The sequence below is a fragment of the Modestobacter sp. SYSU DS0875 genome (assembly GCF_054050915.1).
Genome location: NZ_JBJHAH010000006.1, coordinates 106,389 through 124,908, shown reverse-complemented (window position 1 = coordinate 124,908; position 18,520 = coordinate 106,389). Strand labels below are relative to the sequence as shown.

At 72.3% G+C, this 18,520-nt stretch carries 15 protein-coding genes and 1 tRNA gene; 6 read left to right on the top strand and 10 right to left on the bottom strand.

What is annotated here, in order from left to right:
• Window positions 1–7 precede the first annotated feature (7 nt).
• Window positions 8–1,423 (top strand): pyruvate kinase, encoded by a 1,416-nt coding sequence (gene pyk / locus ACI79Y_RS05265; protein WP_457157455.1) that lies wholly within the window; start codon window positions 8–10, stop codon window positions 1,421–1,423.
• Entirely contained in the window at window positions 1,420–2,319 is a 900-nt protein-coding gene (locus ACI79Y_RS05260; protein ID WP_457157454.1) for an acyl-CoA thioesterase, read from the top strand. Before pyk ends, ACI79Y_RS05260 begins: the two co-directional genes overlap by 4 nt.
• 18 nt (window positions 2,320–2,337) lie before the next feature.
• On the opposite strand, the gene ACI79Y_RS05255 is transcribed toward ACI79Y_RS05260, so the two are convergent.
• Complete coding sequence (locus tag ACI79Y_RS05255) at window positions 2,338–3,963, bottom strand: pyridoxal-dependent decarboxylase (protein ID WP_457157453.1); 1,626 nt, start codon at window positions 3,961–3,963, stop codon at window positions 2,338–2,340.
• Window positions 3,964–4,086: 123 nt separating this feature from the next.
• A tRNA-Leu gene (locus tag ACI79Y_RS05250) sits at window positions 4,087–4,160 on the bottom strand.
• Window positions 4,161–4,229: 69 nt separating this feature from the next.
• Between ACI79Y_RS05250 and ACI79Y_RS05245 the strand changes: the two genes are divergently transcribed.
• The gene (locus ACI79Y_RS05245; RefSeq protein WP_457157452.1) at window positions 4,230–4,841 is read left to right on the top strand and encodes an ANTAR domain-containing response regulator; all 612 of its coding nucleotides are present in this window, start codon (window positions 4,230–4,232) and stop codon (window positions 4,839–4,841) included.
• Between the two features lie 311 nt (window positions 4,842–5,152).
• On the top strand, window positions 5,153–6,493 hold the full coding sequence (locus tag ACI79Y_RS05240; protein ID WP_457157451.1) for an ABC transporter substrate-binding protein: 1,341 nt from the start codon (window positions 5,153–5,155) through the stop codon (window positions 6,491–6,493).
• A 338-nt stretch (window positions 6,494–6,831) separates the two neighbouring features.
• Here ACI79Y_RS05240 and ACI79Y_RS05235 read toward each other — a convergent pair whose 3' ends face one another.
• The 5 genes from ACI79Y_RS05235 to ACI79Y_RS05215 all read right to left on the bottom strand — a co-directional run bounded on the left by ACI79Y_RS05235 (window position 6,832) and on the right by ACI79Y_RS05215 (window position 11,680).
• Entirely contained in the window at window positions 6,832–7,719 is an 888-nt protein-coding gene (locus ACI79Y_RS05235; RefSeq protein ID WP_457157450.1) for an ABC transporter ATP-binding protein, read from the bottom strand.
• The gene (locus ACI79Y_RS05230; RefSeq protein WP_457157449.1) at window positions 7,716–8,759 is read right to left on the bottom strand and encodes an ABC transporter ATP-binding protein; all 1,044 of its coding nucleotides are present in this window, start codon (window positions 8,757–8,759) and stop codon (window positions 7,716–7,718) included. Before ACI79Y_RS05230 ends, ACI79Y_RS05235 begins: the two co-directional genes overlap by 4 nt.
• The gene (locus ACI79Y_RS05225; RefSeq protein ID WP_457157448.1) at window positions 8,749–9,747 is read right to left on the bottom strand and encodes a branched-chain amino acid ABC transporter permease; all 999 of its coding nucleotides are present in this window, start codon (window positions 9,745–9,747) and stop codon (window positions 8,749–8,751) included. The genes ACI79Y_RS05230 and ACI79Y_RS05225 overlap by 11 nt, the downstream gene beginning before the upstream one ends.
• Before the next feature lie 3 nt (window positions 9,748–9,750).
• Entirely contained in the window at window positions 9,751–10,983 is a 1,233-nt protein-coding gene (locus tag ACI79Y_RS05220) for an ABC transporter permease subunit (RefSeq protein ID WP_457157447.1), read from the bottom strand.
• Between the two features lie 274 nt (window positions 10,984–11,257).
• The gene (locus ACI79Y_RS05215) at window positions 11,258–11,680 is read right to left on the bottom strand and encodes a PaaI family thioesterase (protein ID WP_457157446.1); all 423 of its coding nucleotides are present in this window, start codon (window positions 11,678–11,680) and stop codon (window positions 11,258–11,260) included.
• Between the two features lie 67 nt (window positions 11,681–11,747).
• Here ACI79Y_RS05215 and polA point away from each other — a divergent pair, with 67 nt between their 5' ends.
• The gene (gene polA / locus ACI79Y_RS05210; protein WP_457157445.1) at window positions 11,748–14,489 is read left to right on the top strand and encodes a DNA polymerase I; all 2,742 of its coding nucleotides are present in this window, start codon (window positions 11,748–11,750) and stop codon (window positions 14,487–14,489) included.
• A gap of 75 nt (window positions 14,490–14,564) precedes the next feature.
• Here polA and ACI79Y_RS05205 read toward each other — a convergent pair whose 3' ends face one another.
• Together ACI79Y_RS05205 and ACI79Y_RS05200 are read right to left on the bottom strand one after the other, a co-directional pair.
• Window positions 14,565–15,212 carry a 2'-5' RNA ligase family protein gene (locus tag ACI79Y_RS05205; RefSeq protein ID WP_457157444.1) on the bottom strand — a complete coding sequence of 216 codons (648 nt, stop codon included), beginning with the start codon at window positions 15,210–15,212 and terminating at the stop codon, window positions 14,565–14,567.
• Window positions 15,200–16,063 carry a class I SAM-dependent methyltransferase gene (locus ACI79Y_RS05200; protein ID WP_457157443.1) on the bottom strand — a complete coding sequence of 288 codons (864 nt, stop codon included), beginning with the start codon at window positions 16,061–16,063 and terminating at the stop codon, window positions 15,200–15,202. Before ACI79Y_RS05200 ends, ACI79Y_RS05205 begins: the two co-directional genes overlap by 13 nt.
• A gap of 242 nt (window positions 16,064–16,305) precedes the next feature.
• Here ACI79Y_RS05200 and rpsA point away from each other — a divergent pair, with 242 nt between their 5' ends.
• Window positions 16,306–17,784 (top strand): 30S ribosomal protein S1, encoded by a 1,479-nt coding sequence (rpsA, locus tag ACI79Y_RS05195; RefSeq protein ID WP_457157442.1) that lies wholly within the window; start codon window positions 16,306–16,308, stop codon window positions 17,782–17,784.
• A gap of 391 nt (window positions 17,785–18,175) precedes the next feature.
• Here the strand turns inward: rpsA and ACI79Y_RS05190 are convergent, their stop codons facing one another.
• A complete protein-coding gene (locus ACI79Y_RS05190; RefSeq protein WP_457157441.1) occupies window positions 18,176–18,430 on the bottom strand; it encodes a hypothetical protein in 255 nt (84 codons plus the stop codon).
• Window positions 18,431–18,520 lie beyond the last annotated feature (90 nt).

The window sequence follows — 18,520 nt, the reverse complement described above, 5'->3', positions numbered from 1 at the left end:
CAGGGGCATGTCTCGCCGCGCCAAGATCGTCTGCACGTTGGGGCCGGCGACCGGCACCCCGGAGCAGGTCACCGCCCTCGTCGAGTCCGGGATGGACGTCGCCCGGCTCAACTTCAGCCACGGCAAGCACGCCGACCACGAGCAGGCCTACCGCCTGGTCCGGGAGGCCTCGAACAAGGTCGGCCGCGCCGTCGCGGTCCTCGCCGACCTGCAGGGCCCGAAGATCCGCCTGGGCACCTTCACCGAGGGCAAGGTCGAGTGGCCCACCGGCGCCCGGATCTGCATCACCGTCGAGGACGTCGACGGCACCGCCGAGCGGGTCTCGACCACCTACAAGGACCTCGCCAACGACGTCCGCGTCGGTGACCGCCTGCTGGTCGACGACGGCAAGCTCGCCCTGACCGTGGCCGAGGTCGACGGCCCCGACGTGTGGTGCCTGGTCCTCGAGGGCGGTCCGGTCTCCAACAACAAGGGCCTGTCCCTGCCCGGCGTCGCCGTCAGCGTCCCGGCCATGTCGGACAAGGACGAGGAGGACCTGCGCTTCGCGCTCTCCCTGGGGGTCGACTTCGTCGCCCTGTCCTTCGTCCGGTCGCCCCGGGACGTCGAGCTGGTCCGCGAGGTGATGGCCCAGGAGGACGTGTTCGCCCCGGTCATCGCCAAGCTGGAGAAGCCCGAGGCGGTCGAGAACCTCGAGGCGATCTGCGACGCCTTCGACGGCGTCATGGTCGCCCGCGGTGACCTCGGGGTGGAGCTGCCGCTGGAGCAGGTGCCGCTGGTGCAGAAGCGGGCCGTGCAGGCCGCCCGCGAGCGCAACAAGCCGGTCATCGTGGCCACGCAGATGCTCGAGTCGATGATCGAGAACTCCCGGCCCACGCGGGCCGAGGCCTCCGACGTCGCCAACGCCGTCCTCGACGGCGCCGACGCGGTGATGCTGTCGGGGGAGACCTCCGTGGGCAAGCACCCGATCGCGGCCGTCCGGACGATGGACCGCATCATCGCTGCGGTCGAGGTCGACGAGATCCTCGCCCCGCAGCTGCTCAAGGCCTCCCACTCGCGCCCCGGCGCCATGGTGCGTGCGGCCAAGGACGTCGGCGAGGCGCTGGACGTGTCCGCGCTGGCGGCCTTCACCTCCACCGGCCGCAGCGCCCAGCGGCTGGCGGCGCTGAAGACCCGGCTGCCGATCCTCGCCTTCACCAACGACCCGCGGGTGCGCAGCCGGCTGGCGCTGTCGTGGGGCGTGGAGACCTTCATCGTGCCCCAGGTGGAGCACACCGACGACATGGTCGCCCAGGTCGACTTCTCGCTGCTCTCCATCGGCCGGCTCCGCGAGGGCGACCAGGTCGTCGTGGTGGCCGGCTCCCCGCCGAACACCGCCGGCACGACCAACCTCGTCCGGGTGCACGAGGTGGGAACGCAGGCGTGACCGCAGCAGCGACGTCGTCGGGGGAGGGGCCGGCCCCGACGCCGGCGGCCGAGCTCATGGTCGTCCTCGACCTGGAGGAGCGGGCCCCGGACCTGTTCGTCGGCACCACCCCGACGACGCCGCTGCAGCGGATCTTCGGCGGCCAGGTCGCCGCTCAGGCGCTCGCCGCGGCGAACGCCACGGTGCCGGCCGAACGGCCGGTGCACTCCCTGCACTCGTACTTCCTCCGGCCGGGTGACCCGCACGAGGAGATCCGCTACGAGGTGGACCGGATCCGCGAGGGCCGGTCGTTCAGCACCCGGCGCGTGGTGGCGCGGCAGACCCGCAAGGGCGAGGACGTGGCCATCTTCGCGCTGACCGCCGACTTCACCGCGGGGGAGCGCGCGGTGGTCGAGCACTCGCTGCCGATGCCCGAGGTGCCCGGCCCCGACAGCCTGCCCGGGCTGCCCGAGGTGCTCGCCGCCCACCCCGACCGGGCCGAGGGCGCCCGGGCGCTGAACCGTGCGGTCGACTCCCGTTACCTGCGCGACCCGTACGACCCCGAGCCGCGGACGTCGGGCGACACCGCGTTCCGGGCGTGGTTCCGGGTCACCGGGCGGCTGCCCGACGACGACAACGTGCACGCCGCCGCGTTGACCTTCGTCAGCGACCTGACGCTGCTCTCCGCCGGCCTGGCACGCATCGGTGGCGGCTGGGGCGGGTCGATCGTCGGCGCGAGCCTGGACCACGCGGTGTGGTTCCACCGGCCCGCGCGGGCCGACGAGTGGTTCCTCTACGAGACCGACAGCCCGGCCGCGGCCAGTGGCCGCGCGTTGTGCTTCGGGCAGATCTGGTCCGCCGACGGCACGCACGTGGCGACCGTCGCCCAGGAGGGGCTCATCCGCTCGCTCGGCTGAGCCCCTCCCCGTGGCCGGTCAGTCCCGGGTGGGCCCGCCGTCCAGGTCGGCCTGGGTGGTGGCCTGCTCGGCGGTCTCGTCCTGGGTGGCCGGGGTCTCGGCCGCAGCCTGCTCGGCGGCCCGGCGCTCGGCCTCCTCGCGCTCGCGCCGTTCGGCGTCCTGCCGCTCCCGCGCCTGCTCGGCGAAGTCGTTCGCCAGCCAGTCGTGCCCGTCCGTGAGCAGCGCCCAGACCCGCTCGACGTGCTGCCGGTTGGTCGACGGTGCCCCGATCGCCACCCGCAGCACCGCGGCGCCGGCCACGGTCGTGTGGGTGAGGAAGACCTCGCCGCCGTCGTTGAGCCGCTCCAGCAGGGTCATGGTGGCGACGTCGGCGTCCACCCCGTCGGCCCAGCGGGGGCGCAGGCACACCAGCGACAGCGGGTGCGGGGCGACGACGTCGAACCGGTCGTCGGCCTCGGCCCAGGCCGCCAGCTCCTGGGCCATGGCGACGTGCCCGCGGACGTGCTCGCGCAGCCCCTCCGCGCCGTACCAGCGCAGCACGAACCACAGCTTCAGGGCGCGGAACCGGCGGCCGAGCTCGATCTGCCAGTCGCGGTAGTCGACGACGCCGCCGGTGTCGGTGGCCGCGTTGCGCAGGTACTCCGGCAGGATCGACAGTGCGCCGGTGAGGGCTGCCCGGTCGGCGACCCAGAACAGCGTGGCGTCGAAGCCGGTGAGCAGCCACTTGTGCGCGTCGGTGGTGTAGCTGTCGGCCCACTCCACCCCGGCCTGCAGCGCGCGCAGCTCGGGGACGACCGCGCTGACCCCGGCGTAGGCGGCGTCGACGTGCAGCCACACGTCGAACCGCTGGCACACCGGCCCGATCTCGGCCAGCGGGTCGATCGCCGTCGTCGACGTCGTGCCCACGGTGGCGCAGACCAGCACGGGGGTGAACCCGCGGGCGACGTCCCGCTCCAGCCGCGCGGCGAGCGCCCCGGGGCGCATGGCCAGCTCCTCGTCGACCTCCACGATGCGGATCGCCTCGGTGCCGAGGCCGGCGATGCGCACGGCCTTCTCCATCGAGCTGTGCGTCTGCGCGGAGACGTAGACGGTGTACTCGTCGGGCAGCACGCCGTGGCGCAGTGTGGCGCCCTTGCTGGCCCGGTGCAGGGCGGCGAGCAGGGCCACCAGGTTCGCCCCCGAGCTGGAGTCCTGGACGACGCCGCCGCCGGTGCCGGTGGACCGGAAGGACCCGGGCATCCCCAGCAGGTCGGCCAGCCAGTCCATGACGTGCTGCTCGAGCTCGGTGGCGGCCGGGCTGGTCACCCAGGACATGCCCTGCACGCCCAGGCCGGCGCTCACCAGGTCGCCCAGCACCGAGGGCCCGGAGGTGTTGGCGGGGAAGTACCCGAAGAAGCCGGGGTGCTGCCAGTGGGTCAGCCCGGGCATGACGACGCGGTCCAGGTCGGCCAGCACCGCGGCGAACGGCTCGCCCTGCTCGGGCGCCTGCGGGGGGAGCGCGGCGCGGACGTCGCCGGGGGCGACCTGCGACCGGACCGGGAGCGACGTCGGGTCGTTCTGCAGCCGGGCCCAGTAGTCGGCGATCCAGTCGACCACCTCGTGGCCGTGCTGACGGAACTGCTCGGGGGTCATGTGGCCGGTCACAGCGCCACCGTATTGACCTGGGCAGCGAAGCGCTGACGCCGGGGGCGGCGTGGCGATGGCTCGACGGCGGCCGGGAACGGCACCTGGCCGCGGTGCGGCGCGGAAGCGTCGCGATGAACAGAGTGCCCCCGGTGCGACTCGAACGCACACTGCGCGGGTTTTGAATCCGCTCCCTCTGCCGATTGGGGTACGGGGGCCAACTCGACTGGGTGGCCCGCAGCCTATCCGGCGCGGGATCCGCGTCTGCGGTCGATAGGATGATCTCCGTGAGCAACGAGCCGACCCGGGTCCTCATCGCCGAGGACGAGGCGCTGATCCGCCTCGACCTCAAGGAGATGCTCGAAGAGGAGGGGTACGTCGTCGTCGCCGAGGTCGGTGACGGGCAGGCAGCGGTCGACCAGGCCCAGCAGCTGCGCCCCGACCTCGTCGTCCTCGACGTGCAGATGCCCGTGCTCGACGGGATCGCCGCCGCCGAGCAGATCGCCAGCGCCCGCATCGCGCCGGTCATCGTGCTCACCGCCTTCAGCCAGCGCGAGCTGGTCGAGCGCGCCCGCGACGCCGGCGCGATGGCCTACCTGGTGAAGCCGTTCTCCAAGAACGACCTGGTCCCGGCGATCGAGGTCGCCGTCGGCCGGTTCCAGGAGATGCACGCCCTGGACGCCGAGGTCGCCGACCTCAAGGAGCGCCTGGAGGCCCGCAAGGTCATCGAGAAGGCGAAGGGCCGGCTGATGACCGAGCGCGGGATGACCGAGGCCGAGGCCTTCCGGTGGATCCAGCGCACGGCGATGAACGAGCGCACCTCGATGCGCGCCCTGGCGGAGGCGATCATGGCCACCGAGGTCGACGACGCCCCGGCCGGGGGACAGGCCACCACCTGAGCTCCGCTGCGCGCCTCCCACGGCCGTCGGCTCCGCGATCTCGCGGACCGGCGGCCGTCGCGTCTCCCCGGCCGGTGATCGTGGTCACGTCCTGAATGTGTCGCGTACCACCCGCGTGTCGCGCGTGTGTCGGCGTGTCCCACCATGTGGCACAACAGAGTCGCCCAGGTCACAACGTCATCACGGTGCACTGAGCAGGGCTGGTGGCCGTCGGCGCGGCGGTTAGGTTCTCCGCACTGACCGGCCGGTCGGTGGGCTGATCAGCCCTCCGGGTCCGGCGCCCACGCACGCACCCCACTGGGAGTTCCTTGATGCGCACCCGCACCACTGCTCGCGCGGTCGCCCTGTCCGGTGCCGCCCTGCTCGCGCTGACCGCCTGTGGCGGCGGCGACGACGGCGGCGGCTCCGGCAGCGGCGGTGGCGACGCGAGCGGCGAGAAGCAGGTCAACGTCTACGGCACCGACGGCAACATGGGCGACCCGCTCGGGGAGGACTTCTCCGACCAGGGCGCTCTGGCCGGCATGAAGGGCACGCTGCCGCTGACGCAGCTCTCCGGTGACTTCCAGGACCGCCTGCTGGCCGTCGACCCCGACCTGGGGACGACGTTCAACTACGCCGGAGAGACCTACGACGCGGTCATCCTGACCGCGCTCGCGGCCCAGGCTGCCGGTACGAACCAGGCGACGGAGTTCGCCCGCTACATCAACGGGCTGACCTTCGGCGGCGAGACCTGCGAGTCCTACGCGGCCTGCCTGGAGATCATCAACGCCGGCGGCAACGTCGACTACGACGGTGTCAGCGGTCCGCTGAGCTTCGCCGACCCCGGCGAGCCGGCCCAGGCCAGCTTCGGGCTGCAGCAGTTCGGCGACGACAACACGATCGACAACGACGCCACCCAGTTCGTGATCGCCGGTGACGAGGCGAACGCCGCCACCGACGAGGGCCCGGCCTACGCCCCGCCGGGCGCCACGGGTGACCCGCTGGTCATCGGCACGCTGCTGCCGCTCACCGGCAACCTCGCCTTCCTCGGCCCGCCGGAGGTCGCCGGCGCCCAGTTGGCGATCAACGAGATCAACGAGGCCGGCGGTGTGCTGGGCCAGCCCGTCCAGCTCATCGAGGGTGACTCCGGTGACGCCTCGACCGACACTGCCACCCAGACGGTCGACCGGCTGCTGCAGTCCAACGTCAACGCCATCATCGGTGCGGCGTCCTCCGGGGTGAGCCTCACGGTCATCGACACCATCACCGGTGCCGGCGTCGTCCAGTTCTCCCCGGCGAACACCTCCGACCAGTTCACCGACTACGACGACAACGGGCTGTACTTCCGCACCGCGCCCCCGGACACGCTGCAGGCGCGCGCGCTCGCCGACCTGATCGCCGAGGACGGCAACAACACCGTGGGCATCCTCGCCCTCAACGACCCGTACGGCACGGGCCTGGCCGAGAACACCCGGGACAACCTGATCGCCGGCGGCCTGTCCGAGGACAGCATCCGCTACCTGACCTACGACCCGCAGGCGGCGAACTTCGACTCCGAGGTCCAGCAGATGGTGGACTTCAACCCCGACGCCATCGTCGTCATCGGGTTCGAGGAGTCCTCGCGGATCATCCAGGGCCTCAACGCCCAGGGCATCGGCCCGGCCCGCGGCTGACGCTCTCCGCACCACCTGCGGCCCGGTGCCCCCTCGGGGGCGCCGGGCCGCAGTGCTGTGCGGGGCCGGCCCAGCGCGACCGACCCGGCCGCCAGCACGTCAGCCGGTGGCGACGGCCCGCCCGGGCGGCGCCCATCCGGACCAGCCGGTCGTGCACGGCGGGCGGGAAGCCGCGGCCCAGGCGGCGTTGCCGCGGCACGACGCCGAGGGCGGCCAGCGGCGGGACTGCGGCCGACACCGGCACCGGGGCCACCGGGGTCCCGACGGCGCGCTCCCGGGACGCACGACGGCGCCGCCCCCGGGGGAACGGCGCCGTCCGGCTGCGAGCGGAGCTCGGGCTACTGGGCCTTGGCGAGGGTGCCCAGGTAGAGCTCGATCACCTTCGGGTCGTTCATCAGGGACGTGCCCGTGTCGGTGTAGGCGTTGCGCCCCTGGTCGAGCACGTAGCCGCGGTGGCAGATCTGCAGACAGCGGCGGGCGTTCTGCTCGACCATGATGATCGAGACGCCCGTGGCGTTGATCCGCCGGCAGCGGATGAACACCTCGTCCTGCAGCGCCGGGGACAGCCCGGCGGACGGCTCGTCCAGCAGCAGCACCGACGGGTCCATCATCAGTGCGCGGCCCATCGCCACCATCTGCCGCTCACCACCGGACAGCGCGCCGGCCTTGCCCTTGCGCCGCTCGCCGAGCAGCGGGAACAGCTCGACGACGTAGTCGAAGCGCTCCTTGAAGGTCTTCGGCCGCAGGTAGACGCCCATCTGCATGTTCTCCTCGATGGTGAGGGAGGGGAACACGTTGTTGTTCTGCGGCACGTAGCCGACGCCCATGGACACCAGCCGGTGCGCCGGCGCCGAGGTGATCTCCTCACCGCGCAGCGTGACCGAGCCCGAGCGGACCGGGATCAGCCCGAACAGCGTCTTGAGCAGCGTCGACTTGCCGGCGCCGTTGGGGCCGATGATCCCGACCAGTTCGCCGTCCTGCAGGTAGAAGTCGCACCCGTTGAGGATGTTGACCCCGGGGACGTAGCCGGCGACGAGTTCGTCGGCGCGCACCAGCGCGCCTTCGGCCAGGCGCTCGTGCTCCTCCCGGGTGGCCGCTCTCTCGGCCGGGGAGAGCTGCGCCGCGGTGCCCGCGCCGGGCTCCTCGGCGACTGGCGCGTCCTGCTCGGACTCCGGCGCCAGGAACCTGCGGTCCTCCGGCGGACCTGGTAGGTCCACGCTGCTCATCGTCCTGCCCCTCCCTCGCGGCCCCGGTCGGAGCTGATGACGTCATCGCGCCGGGGACCCTCGGCCGCCCGGTCCTCGGCGAGGAAGCGGTCCTCCTCCTCGGCGGTCAGCGGCGCGTCGTGGTGCGCGCCGAGGTAGGCGTCGACGACGGCCTTGTTCTGGCTGATCGACTCCGGCGCGCCCTCGGCGATGACCTTGCCGGCGGCCATGACCACCACCCAGTCGCTGATGTCCCGCACGACGTCCATGTCGTGCTCCACGAAGATGACCGTCATCCCCTCCTCGCGGAGGTCCTTGACGTGGCCGAGCAGGCTCTGGGTCAGGGCGGGGTTCACCCCGGCCATCGGCTCGTCGAGCATCACCACCTGCGGTTCGCTCATCAGGGCGCGGGCCATCTCCAGCAGCTTGCGCTGGCCTCCGGACAGGCTGCCGGCGAAGTCGTCCTTCTTGGCGTCGAGCTTGAACCGCCGGAGCAGGTCCATGGCCCGCTCGGTGTTCGCCTTCTCCTGCGCCCGCCAGGTGCCGGGCACCAGGGCACGCAGGAAGCTCTCCCCGCGCTGGGCCTGCGCGCCGAGCAGCATGTTCTGCAGGACGGTGAGCCGGGAGAGCGCCTTCGTCAGCTGGAAGGTCCGGACCACCCCGAGCCGGGCGACCTGGTGCGGGCTGAGCCTGCCGAGGTCGCGGCCGTTGAACGACCAGGTGCCGGTGTTGGGCTGGTCGAACCCGGTGAGCAGGTTGAACAGCGTGGTCTTGCCGGCGCCGTTGGGCCCGATGAGCCCGGTGATGCCGCCCCGCTGGACCTCCAGGTGGTCGACCGACACCGCGGTCAGGCCGCCGAACGTGCGGGTCACGTGGTCGACCACGATCGCCGGGTCGGGTTTGGCGACACCGACCTCCCAGGGGACGTCGCGCAGCGCGGCCTGGGCCAGCCGCTGGGGTGCCGCCCGGTGCGCGCCGCCGCCCGACGGGGCGAGCTCCTCGGGCCGGGCGGCGTGGGCGCCGTGGGGCTGGCCCTCGTGGGACAGGGGGTCAGCGGGCATCGAGCATCACCTCTCGTCGGTCACCGAAGATGCCCTGGGGCCGGAAGACCAGCAACAACATGAGCCCGATCCCGACCAGCACGTAGCGCAGCTGCGCGACGTCGGTGGAGGAGAGCAGCTCCGTGGGGATGACCCCGTTGGAGATCAGCGAGCGGAGCCCGGTGTCGGCGAACTGCAGGATGAACAGCAGCAGCATCGAGCCGATGACCGGCCCGAGTACCCGGGCGGCGCCGCCGAGGATGAGCGCCGCGTAGGCCAGGAAGGTGTTGGCGTTCTGGTACTGGTCGGGGATGGCCGAGCCGGTGCCGACGGCGTAGACCATGCCGCCGAAGGCGCCGAACACCCCGCCGAGCACCAGCGCCTGCATCTTGTAGGCGTAGACGTTCTTGCCCAGCGAGCGGACGGCGTCCTCGTCCTCCCGGATGGCCTTCACCACCCGGCCCCAGGGAGCGCGCATCAGCGCCCACACGAGCAGGGAGCACAGGGCCACCAGGGCCCAGCCGACCGCGCAGACCCACAGCTCGCCGCCGCTCCAGGTCGTGCCCAGCAGGTCGTACCGGCGTCCGGTGTCCCACGGGGCGAGCGCGATGAAGTCCCGGTTGAACGCCGACAGGCCGCGGGTGCCACCGGTGACCGGGGTCGCGGAGACCGACCGGAAGACCAGCCGCAGGCCCTCGGCGGTGGCGATGGTGACGATGGCGAGGTAGTCGGCGCGCAGCCGCAGCGTGGGCAGGCCCAGCAGGAGGGCCAGGAACACCGCGGCGAGCACCCCGACGAGGACACCGACCCAGAAGGGCAGCCCCCACTGGCTGACCGAGATGGCGATGCCGAACCCGCCGAGCATGGCGAACGCGATCTGACCGAAGTTGAGCAGGCCCGTGTACCCGAAGTGCACGTTGATGCCGATGGCCAGCAGGGCGAAGAAGATCGCCTGGAACCCGAAGAACGCCTTGCCCGCGATGGCGAACGCGTTGAGGAGGTCGGCCATCGGTCAGCCGATCCTGGCGCGGCTGCCCAGGATGCCCTGGGGACGGACGACGAGGATGACGATCAAGAGGAGCAGCCCTCCGACGTACTTCATGTCATTCGGGATGACGAGGGTGGACATCTGCACGAAGACGCCGACGATGAGGCTGCCGAGCAGGGCGCCGTAGGCGGTGCCCAGCCCACCGAGGGTGACCCCGGCGAACATCAGCAGCAGCAACCGGAAGCCCATGTCCCACTGGACCTGGTCGGAGAGGCCGAGGAGCACCCCGCCGAGCGCGGCGAGCGCTCCACCGAGCACCCACACGAAGAGCACGACCCGGTTGACGTCGATGCCGGAGGACGCGGCGAGGTCTCGGTTGTCCGACACCGCCCGCATGGCCTTGCCGATCTTGGTGCGCTGCAGCATGAGCGCGACCAGCACCAGGACCACGACCGCGATGACGATCGAGGCGATGTCCCGGTCCTGGAGGGTGAAGGCGCCGTAGCTCCGCGCCCGCTGGCCCTGGTAGTCGGCGTAGGGGTTGGAGAACCCGCCGTAGAAGATCTGGTAGCTGTACCGCAGCGCCAGGGACAGGCCGATGGAGACGACCAGCGCGGCGATGAGCCCGGTGCCGCGGCGCCGCAGCGGCCGCCAGATGGCCAGCTCGTTGAGGGCACCGACGACCCCGCCGACCGCCATGGCGAGCAGGGCCGCGGGGATGAGCGGCACCCCGCCCTGCACGTTGATGTACCAGGCGGCGATGGCGCCGATGGTGACCAGCTCGCCGTGCGCGAAGTTGGTCAGCCCGGTGGTGCCGTAGATCAGCGACAGGCCCACGGCGGCCATGGCGATCAGCAGCCCGAACCGGAGGCCGTCGACGAACAGCTGGACGGCCCGGATGGTGCCGCCGCCGTCGTTGCGGCTGCCGTCGTTGAGGCCGATGTTGACCGGCTGCTGCCGTCCGGTGTCGACGGTGACGGTCCGGCTGGGCTCGCCGTTGAGCTCGACGCCGTCGGGCAGGTCGTCGGGGTCGATGCTGACGACGTACTGGCCGGCGGCCGGCAGGTCGACCTCCCACCGGCCGTCCTCGTCGGTCTGCACGGTGTCGACGGGGTCGCCGTCCGGCGTGGTGACCTCGACCGTGGCGCCCTCGATGGGCCCGCTCACGCTGGTCCGCAGGGTGCCGCGCACCTGCTCGCCCTCGGCGGAGGCGACCCCCGGGACGAGGGTGGCCAGGGCCATGGCGAAGGCGGCCACCAGCAGGGCGAGGGTCAGGGGACGGCGCCCGCTGCGCCACCGCGGGGACCGGGGGCCGCTCGCCGGTGGTGCACCTGAGCCGTACCGGGCGCTGCTGCGTTCCCCGCGCCGTGCGGCACGGTGGGGCGCGTGCGTCACTCGACCTCCCAGCCGTTGGATGTGAGGCGGGACAGTAACCCAGGGTTGTTACGGGGATCGACCTGCTGGGACGCTTCGTGACCCATCTGCGACACGCCGGTGTGCTACCGATCGGTCGCACCACCGGTCCGGGTGCTCAGCTGCCCGGTGTGGCGCGCGCACTCCGGATCATGCAGGTCAGCCGCGCACTGGCCGTCGGCCGCCCGGCGTCGTCGGAGATCGAGATGAGGAAGGTGGCCAGGGTGCGACCGCGCCGCACCGGCGTGCACACCGCGGTGACCACGCCGGACCGGGCGGCGCTGAGGTAGCTGGCGTTGAGCTCGATGCCGACCACCGAGCCCCCGGGGCCGGCGTGCAGCACCGCCGCGTACGACCCGATGCTCTCGGCCAGCGCGCAGGTCGCGCCGCCGTGCAGCAGGCCGAAGGGCTGCTCGTTGCCGGCCACCGGCATGGTGGCGACCAGGCGGTCGGGGTCCCACTCGGTGACCCGGATGCCCAGCTTGTCGTCGAGCGGGCCCTGGGTGTCGGCCGGCAGCCAGTCGGGTCGGGTGTGCGTCACGCTGCTGCACGCTAGCCACCGCGCGTGGGGAGCCGGGTCGTCGGTGCGCGGACCTAGGATCGCGGTGATGTCCGCTCCGGTCTCCGCCCCCGCGCCCGCCACCTCCTCGACCACCGAGGGCACCCGCCCGCGGTTGCTGCTGCTCGACGGCCACTCCCTGGCCTACCGGGCCTTCTTCGCGCTCCCGGTGGAGAACTTCTCCACGACCACGGGGCAGCCGACCAACGCGGTCTACGGCTTCACGTCGATGCTGATCAACGTGCTGCGCGACGAGCAGCCCTCGCACCTGGCGGTCGCCTTCGACGTCAGCCGGAAGACCTTCCGCAGCGAGATCTACGCCGACTACAAGGCCAACCGTGCCGAGAGCCCCACCGACTTCCGCGGCCAGGTCAGCCTGGTGCAGGAGGTCCTGGGGGCGCTGCACGTCCCGGTGATCACCGCCGAGGGCTACGAGGCCGACGACGTCATCGCCACACTGGCCGTCCAGGCGGTCGAGCAGGGCATGGACGTGCTCATCTGCACCGGTGACCGCGACGCGCTGCAGCTGGTCGACGAGCACGTGACGGTGCTCTACCCCCGCAAGGGCGTCTCCGACCTGACCCGGTTCACCCCGGAGGAGGTCGAGGCCAAGTACGGCCTGAGCCCCGTCCAGTACCCGGACTTCGCGGCGCTGCGCGGCGACCCGAGCGACAACCTGCCCAGCATCCCGAGCGTGGGGGAGAAGACCGCGGCCAAGTGGGTGCGCGAGTACGGCTCGCTCGACGCCCTGGTCGACCAGGTCGACACCGTCAAGGGCAAGGTCGGGGAGAAGCTGCGCGACCACCTGTCCCAGGTGCTGCAGAACCGCCGGCTCACCGAACTGGACCGGCAGGTGCCGCTGGAGGTCGGTCCCACCGACCTGGCTGTCCAGCCCTGGGACCGCAACGAGGTGCACACCCTCTTCGACAACCTGCAGTTCCGGGTGCTGCGCGACCGGCTGTTCGCCACCCTCTCCAGCGCGGAGCCGGAGGTGGACGGCGGCTTCGAGGTCACCGCCGACGAGGTGGCCCCCGGTCGGCTCGGCGACTGGCTGGCCGCGCACGCCCGCACCGGGCACACCGGCATCGTCTTCCGGGGCACGTGGGGCCGCGGCACCGGCGAGCTCGCCGGCCTGGCGCTGGCCGCGGCCGACGACCACGCGACCTTCGTCGACGTCGGCCCCGGCCTGGACGCCGCCGACGAGCAGGCGCTGGCCACCTGGCTGGCCGACCCGGCCGCCCCCAAGGTGGTGCACGAGGTGAAGGGCCCGCTGCTGGCCGTCTGGGCGCGCGGGTGGGAGGTGCGCGGCCTCGTCAGCGACACCGCGCTCGCGGCCTACCTGGCCAACCCCGGTCAGCGGTCGTTCGACCTCGGCGACCTGGCCGTCCGCTACCTGCGCCGGGAGCTCAAGGACGCCGCCGCCCCCGAGGAGCAGCTGACCCTCGACGGGCTCGGCCCGACCGAGGCCGACGTCGCCGCGGAGGCCGCGCACGCCGACGTGCTCAAGGCGGTCGCGGTCAACGACCTGTCCGACGCGCTGGAGCAGGTGCTCGGTCAGCGCGGCGGCGACCACCTGCTGGGCGAGATCGAGCTGCCGCTGACCCGGGTGCTCGCCGCGATGGAGCGGCGCGGCATCGCCGCGGACCTGGACTTCCTGCACGAGCTGCAGAAGGAGTTCGCCGCCGAGGTCACCGAGGCCGCGCAGGAGGCGTACGCGGTCATCGGCAAGGAGATCAACCTCGGCTCGCCGAAGCAGCTGCAGGCGGTGCTCTTCGACGAACTGGGCCTGCCGAAGACCAAGAAGAACAAGACCGGGTACACCACCGATGCCGAGGCGCTCACCTCGCTGCTGGCCTCCACCGGTCACCCGTTCCTGGAGCACCTGCTCCGGCACCGCGACGTCACCCGGCTGCGCACCGTCATCGACGGGCTGATCCCGATGGTCGACGACGTCGGGCGGATCCACACCACGTACCAGCAGACGATCGCCGCCACCGGCCGGCTGTCCTCGACCGACCCCAACCTGCAGAACATCCCGATCCGCAGCGCCGAGGGTCGCCGGATCCGGCAGGCGTTCGTGGTCGGCCCGGGCTACGAGTCGTTGATGACCGCCGACTACAGCCAGATCGAGATGCGGATCATGGCGCACCTGTCCGAGGACGCCGGCCTGATCGAGGCGTTCACCTCGGGGGAGGACCTGCACTCCTTCGTCGCCTCCCGGGCGTTCGGCATCCCGATCGAGCAGGTCGACCCGGAGATGCGCCGCCGGATCAAGGCGATGAGCTACGGCCTGGCCTACGGGCTGAGCGCCTACGGCCTGGCCCAGCAGCTGCGGATCACCCCGGAGGAGGCGCGCGCGCAGATGCACGCCTACTTCGAGCGGTTCGGGGGCATCCGCGACTACCTCGACGGCGTGGTCGACGACGCCCGGCAGACCGGCTACACCGAGACGACGCTGGGCCGCCGGCGCTACCTGCCCGACCTGACCAGCGACAACCGGCAGCGCCGGGAGATGGCCGAGCGGATGGCGCTGAACGCGCCCATCCAGGGGTCCGCCGCCGACGTCATCAAGGTCGCCATGCTCGGCGTGGAGCGGGCGATCGAGGCCGAGGGGCTGCGCTCGCGGATGCTGCTGCAGGTCCACGACGAACTCGTGCTGGAGGTCGCCCCGGGGGAGCGGGAGCAGCTGGAGGCCCTGGTGCGCCGGGAGATGGCCGGCGCCGCGCAGCTCTCGGTGGCGCTGGAGGTCTCCGTGGGCGTGGGCGCCAGCTGGGACGCCGCCGCCCACTAGGGAGAGGCCTCCTTGCCCCACCGCTCGCAGGCTCGCGGTGGGCCCTGCACGGGAGCCTCAGGACGGGGTGCTTCGTCAGGAGGGGGATGCGGCCAGCGGGAACTCGGCGACCAGGTGCCAGGAGCCGGGTTCCCGGGCGCCGGCGAACAGGCTCACCGTGGTGACCCGCGACCGGATCGGCAGGTGCTCCCCGATCGCCTCCGCGACCGTGCGCAGCCCGGCCTCGTCCCCCAGGCGCCGCTCGGCGACCGACAGGTGCGGGCTGGGGTCCTCGCCGTGCGCACCCCGGTAGGGCAGGTGGTCCGGGAAGGCCTCGACCACCGCGGCCGTGAGCCGGCGGAACGGCTCGTCGTCGGCCGGGGCCAGCCACAGCACCTCCTCGCCGAAGCAGCCGGTGTGGTCCAGCACGCAGTCGAAGGCCGGCTGGTCGGCGACGGCCCGAGCCAGCCCGGTCAGCACGCCGTCGTCGACCTGGTTCGGCGGCATGAAGGGGTAGACGACCGTGACGTGCGCCGGCACCCCCCAGGACGCCGACACGTCGAACTGCCGGCGGTGGTCGCCGACCACCGGGTCGGCCTCGGGCACCAGCACCAGCAGGGCCGTCTCGGCGGCGCCGTCCAGGGCCCGGTGCGCGGCGTCGTCCAGCGTCGGTCCCGCGGTGCTGTCCAGGGTCTGCGCCTGGTCGGTCATCTGGTCGGTCATCTGGTCGGTCAGCTCGTCCATGCCGTCTCCTCCGGTCGGTCGGGCAACTCGCAGACCAGCACGAGCGTGCCCGGGACGAGCGCGCCCCGCGCTGGGGACCACTGGCCCCACGTCTGCGTGCGGCCCGGTGCCCACTCTGGTTCCACCAGGTCCCGCAGCACCAGTCCTGCGGCCACGACCGCCCGGACCCAGTCACCCACGGTGCGGTGGTGCTCCACGTACACGGTCCGCCCCGCGTCGTCGGTCTCCACGTAGGGAGTGCGGTCGAAGTAGGAGGAGACGACCCGCAGGTCCGCCGGGTCGGGCGAGTCCGGCATCGCCCAGCGCATCGGGTGGTTCACCGAGGCGACGAACCGCCCGCCCGGGCGGAGCACCCGGGCGACCTCGCCGAGCACGGCCTGCGCGTCGGCGACGAACGGCAGCCCGCCGAACGCCGAGCAGGCCAGGTCGACGCTGTCGTCGGTCAGCGGCAGCGCACCGGCGTCGGCCTGCAGCAGCGGCACCGGCAACCCGGTCGCCCGGTTCAGCTCCGCGGCCCGGGCGAGCATCCCCCCGGAGACGTCCAGCGCGATCGGGGAGGCGCCGGCGCGGTGCAGCCAGCGGGAGCAGGGCGCCGAGCCGCAGCCGATCTCGAGCACCCGGCGGCCGGTGACGTCGCCCAGCAGGTGCGCGTCGGCCTCCCGGAGCCCCTCGGGGCACCACAGGAAGTCCGCGTCGCCCAGGTCGGTGCCGTGCTCGGCGAGGTACGCCGGCGCGGCCGCGTCCCACCACCCCCGGTTGGCCCGGGCGGACTCGGCCTGGCCGACCGGGCGGCGGGTGACGTCACCGGCCGCGGGGTAGCCGTCCGCGGCCAGCGGGAGGGGGGCGGACACTGGGTCCGGGGCGGGGTCCATGGCGCGCCGATCGTGACACGCCGGAGCGCGGCACACCGGCCGGACCCGTGGTGGACCTGCCCAGCCGCCGTCCGTACCATGGGGAATTGCGCCAGAGGTCTGTGGTGTTGTCCTCCTCACCGGGAGGGCGTCCCCGTCGTCCCTCTCTCGTGAACACGCCCGCGACCAGCAGGTCGCGGTTCCCTGTCCCTACGCACCCCCCGTCCGGAGCACTCGACCACATGACCTCCACCCAGGTCCGTCCCGACAGCACCCCCCAGATCGCGGTCAACGACATCGGCACCGCCGAGGACTTCCTCGCCGCGATCGACCAGACCATCAAGTACTTCAACGACGGCGACATCGTCGAAGGCGTGATCGTCAAGGTCGACCGGGACGAGGTGCTGCTGGACATCGGCTACAAGACCGAGGGCGTCATCCCCTCGCGCGAGCTGTCCATCAAGCACGACGTCGACCCGACCGAGGTCGTCAACGTCGGCGACGAGGTGGAAGCCCTCGTCCTCCAGAAGGAGGACAAGGAAGGCCGCCTCATCCTGTCCAAGAAGCGCGCGCAGTACGAGCGCGCCTGGGGCACGATCGAGGCGAAGAAGGAAGCCGACGAGGTCGTCACCGGCACCGTCATCGAGGTCGTCAAGGGCGGCCTGATCCTCGACATCGGCCTGCGCGGGTTCCTCCCCGCCTCGCTGGTCGAGATGCGTCGCGTCCGTGACCTGCAGCCCTACGTGGGCCGCGAGCTCGAGGCCAAGATCATCGAGCTGGACAAGAACCGCAACAACGTGGTCCTGTCCCGCCGCCAGTGGCTGGAGCAGACCCAGTCCGAGGTGCGCAGCGAGTTCCTCAACAAGCTCGCCAAGGGCCAGGTCCGTACCGGCGTCGTCTCCTCGATCGTCAACTTCGGTGCGTTCGTCGACCTGGGCGGCGTGGACGGTCTGGTGCACGTCTCCGAGCTGTCCTGGAAGCACATCGACCACCCGTCCGAGGTCGTCGAGGTCGGCCAGGAGGTCACCGTCGAGGTCCTCGACGTCGACCTGGACCGTGAGCGGGTCTCGCTGTCGCTGAAGGCGACGCAGGAGGACCCGTGGCGTCAGTTCGCCCGGACCCACCAGATCGGCCAGGTCGTGCCCGGCAAGGTCACCAAGCTGGTGCCGTTCGGTGCGTTCGTCCGGGTCGACGAGGGCATCGAGGGCCTGGTCCACATCTCCGAGCTGGCCGAGCGTCACGTGGAGATCCCGGAGCAGGTCGTCCAGGTGGGCGACGAGATCCTGGTCAAGGTCATCGACATCGACCTGGACCGCCGTCGCATCTCGCTGTCGCTGAAGCAGGCCAACGAGGGCGTCGTCGGCGACGAGGACCAGTTCGACCCGGCCGCCTACGGCATGGCCGCGTCCTACGACGAGCAGGGCAACTACATCTACCCGGAGGGCTTCGACCCCGAGACCGGCGAGTGGCTCGAGGGCTACGACGAGGCCCGCGAGACGTGGGAGAAGCAGTACGCCGAGGCCCAGGCCCGCTTCGAGGCGCACCGCAAGCAGATCGCCGCGGCGAAGGAGGCCGACGCCGAGGCCGCTGCCGGCGGCAGCTACTCCAGCGCCGCCGAGCCCGAGGGCGACGCCGTCTCCACCAGTGGTGGTGGTGGTGGCACCCTCGCCTCCGACGAGGCCCTGGCCGCCCTGCGCGCCAAGCTCGCCGGCGGGGAGTGACCTCGCAGCTCTGCTGAGCAGCACCTGAACAGTGCGCCGCCCACCCTCCGGGGTGGGCGGCGCACTGTCGTCTGTGCCCCACGCGATCGTCGCGGTGACGTGTCCTGTGGGAGGAGCGGGGCCGGGAGGTCCAGTGGGGCCGGGGAGGTCCCGCGATCGAGCGACGGAGCGGCTCAGCGGCAGTCGGGTGTGGCACCTGCGGTGGTGCGATCCGGGGTGTCGCGATGACACGACGGCCCCGTCGACCGAGGTGGTCGACGGGGCCGTCATCGGTGGGCGTGCGGGCCGGTGTCCGGTCGTCCCTGACCGGATCAGCGCGAGGTCTGCCGTGACCTGGCTGCCGTGGGCCGCACGCCGTGCGAGCGGGGTGCCGCTCGGACGGGGGAGGGGCTCAGAGGCTGAGGATGATCGCGAACGCGGTGCGGGGGCGGCCGCCGGCGTTGGCCAGGAAGTCCCAGGTGTGGCGGCCGGAGGCGACGGTGGGCAGCAGGGCGCGCAGGAAGGACGACGTCCGTCGCTGCGGCAGCCGCTCGCGGACCCCCGGCAGGTCGGAGCAGCGCACCCCGCCGGGCATGTCCATCCGGTGACGACCGCGGCGGGAGGTGCCGCGGGCCGACTGCGGGCCGTCGAGCGTGCTGCGGGACATGATCACTGCCTTTCTGCTGTGGCGGGGGAAGTCCACCGGGACGAAAGGTAAGTCCTGTGACTGCTGTGACTCGTGCGACGCGCCGGTCGT

Excerpts from the sequence above, each read along its gene's own strand:
- pyk (WP_457157455.1), top strand. The coding sequence starts at position 8 with ATGTCTCGCCGCGCCAAGATCGTCTGCACGTTGGGGCCGGCGACCGGC.
- ACI79Y_RS05240 (WP_457157451.1), top strand. The coding sequence starts at position 5,153 with ATGCGCACCCGCACCACTGCTCGCGCGGTCGCCCTGTCCGGTGCCGCC.
- ACI79Y_RS05235 (WP_457157450.1), bottom strand. The coding sequence starts at position 7,719 with ATGAGCAGCGTGGACCTACCAGGTCCGCCGGAGGACCGCAGGTTCCTG.
- ACI79Y_RS05230 (WP_457157449.1), bottom strand. The coding sequence starts at position 8,759 with ATGCCCGCTGACCCCCTGTCCCACGAGGGCCAGCCCCACGGCGCCCAC.
- ACI79Y_RS05225 (WP_457157448.1), bottom strand. The coding sequence starts at position 9,747 with ATGGCCGACCTCCTCAACGCGTTCGCCATCGCGGGCAAGGCGTTCTTC.
- polA (WP_457157445.1), top strand. The coding sequence starts at position 11,748 with ATGTCCGCTCCGGTCTCCGCCCCCGCGCCCGCCACCTCCTCGACCACC.
- ACI79Y_RS05205 (WP_457157444.1), bottom strand. The coding sequence starts at position 15,212 with ATGGACGAGCTGACCGACCAGATGACCGACCAGATGACCGACCAGGCG.
- rpsA (WP_457157442.1), top strand. The coding sequence starts at position 16,306 with ATGACCTCCACCCAGGTCCGTCCCGACAGCACCCCCCAGATCGCGGTC.
- ACI79Y_RS05190 (WP_457157441.1), bottom strand. The coding sequence starts at position 18,430 with ATGTCCCGCAGCACGCTCGACGGCCCGCAGTCGGCCCGCGGCACCTCC.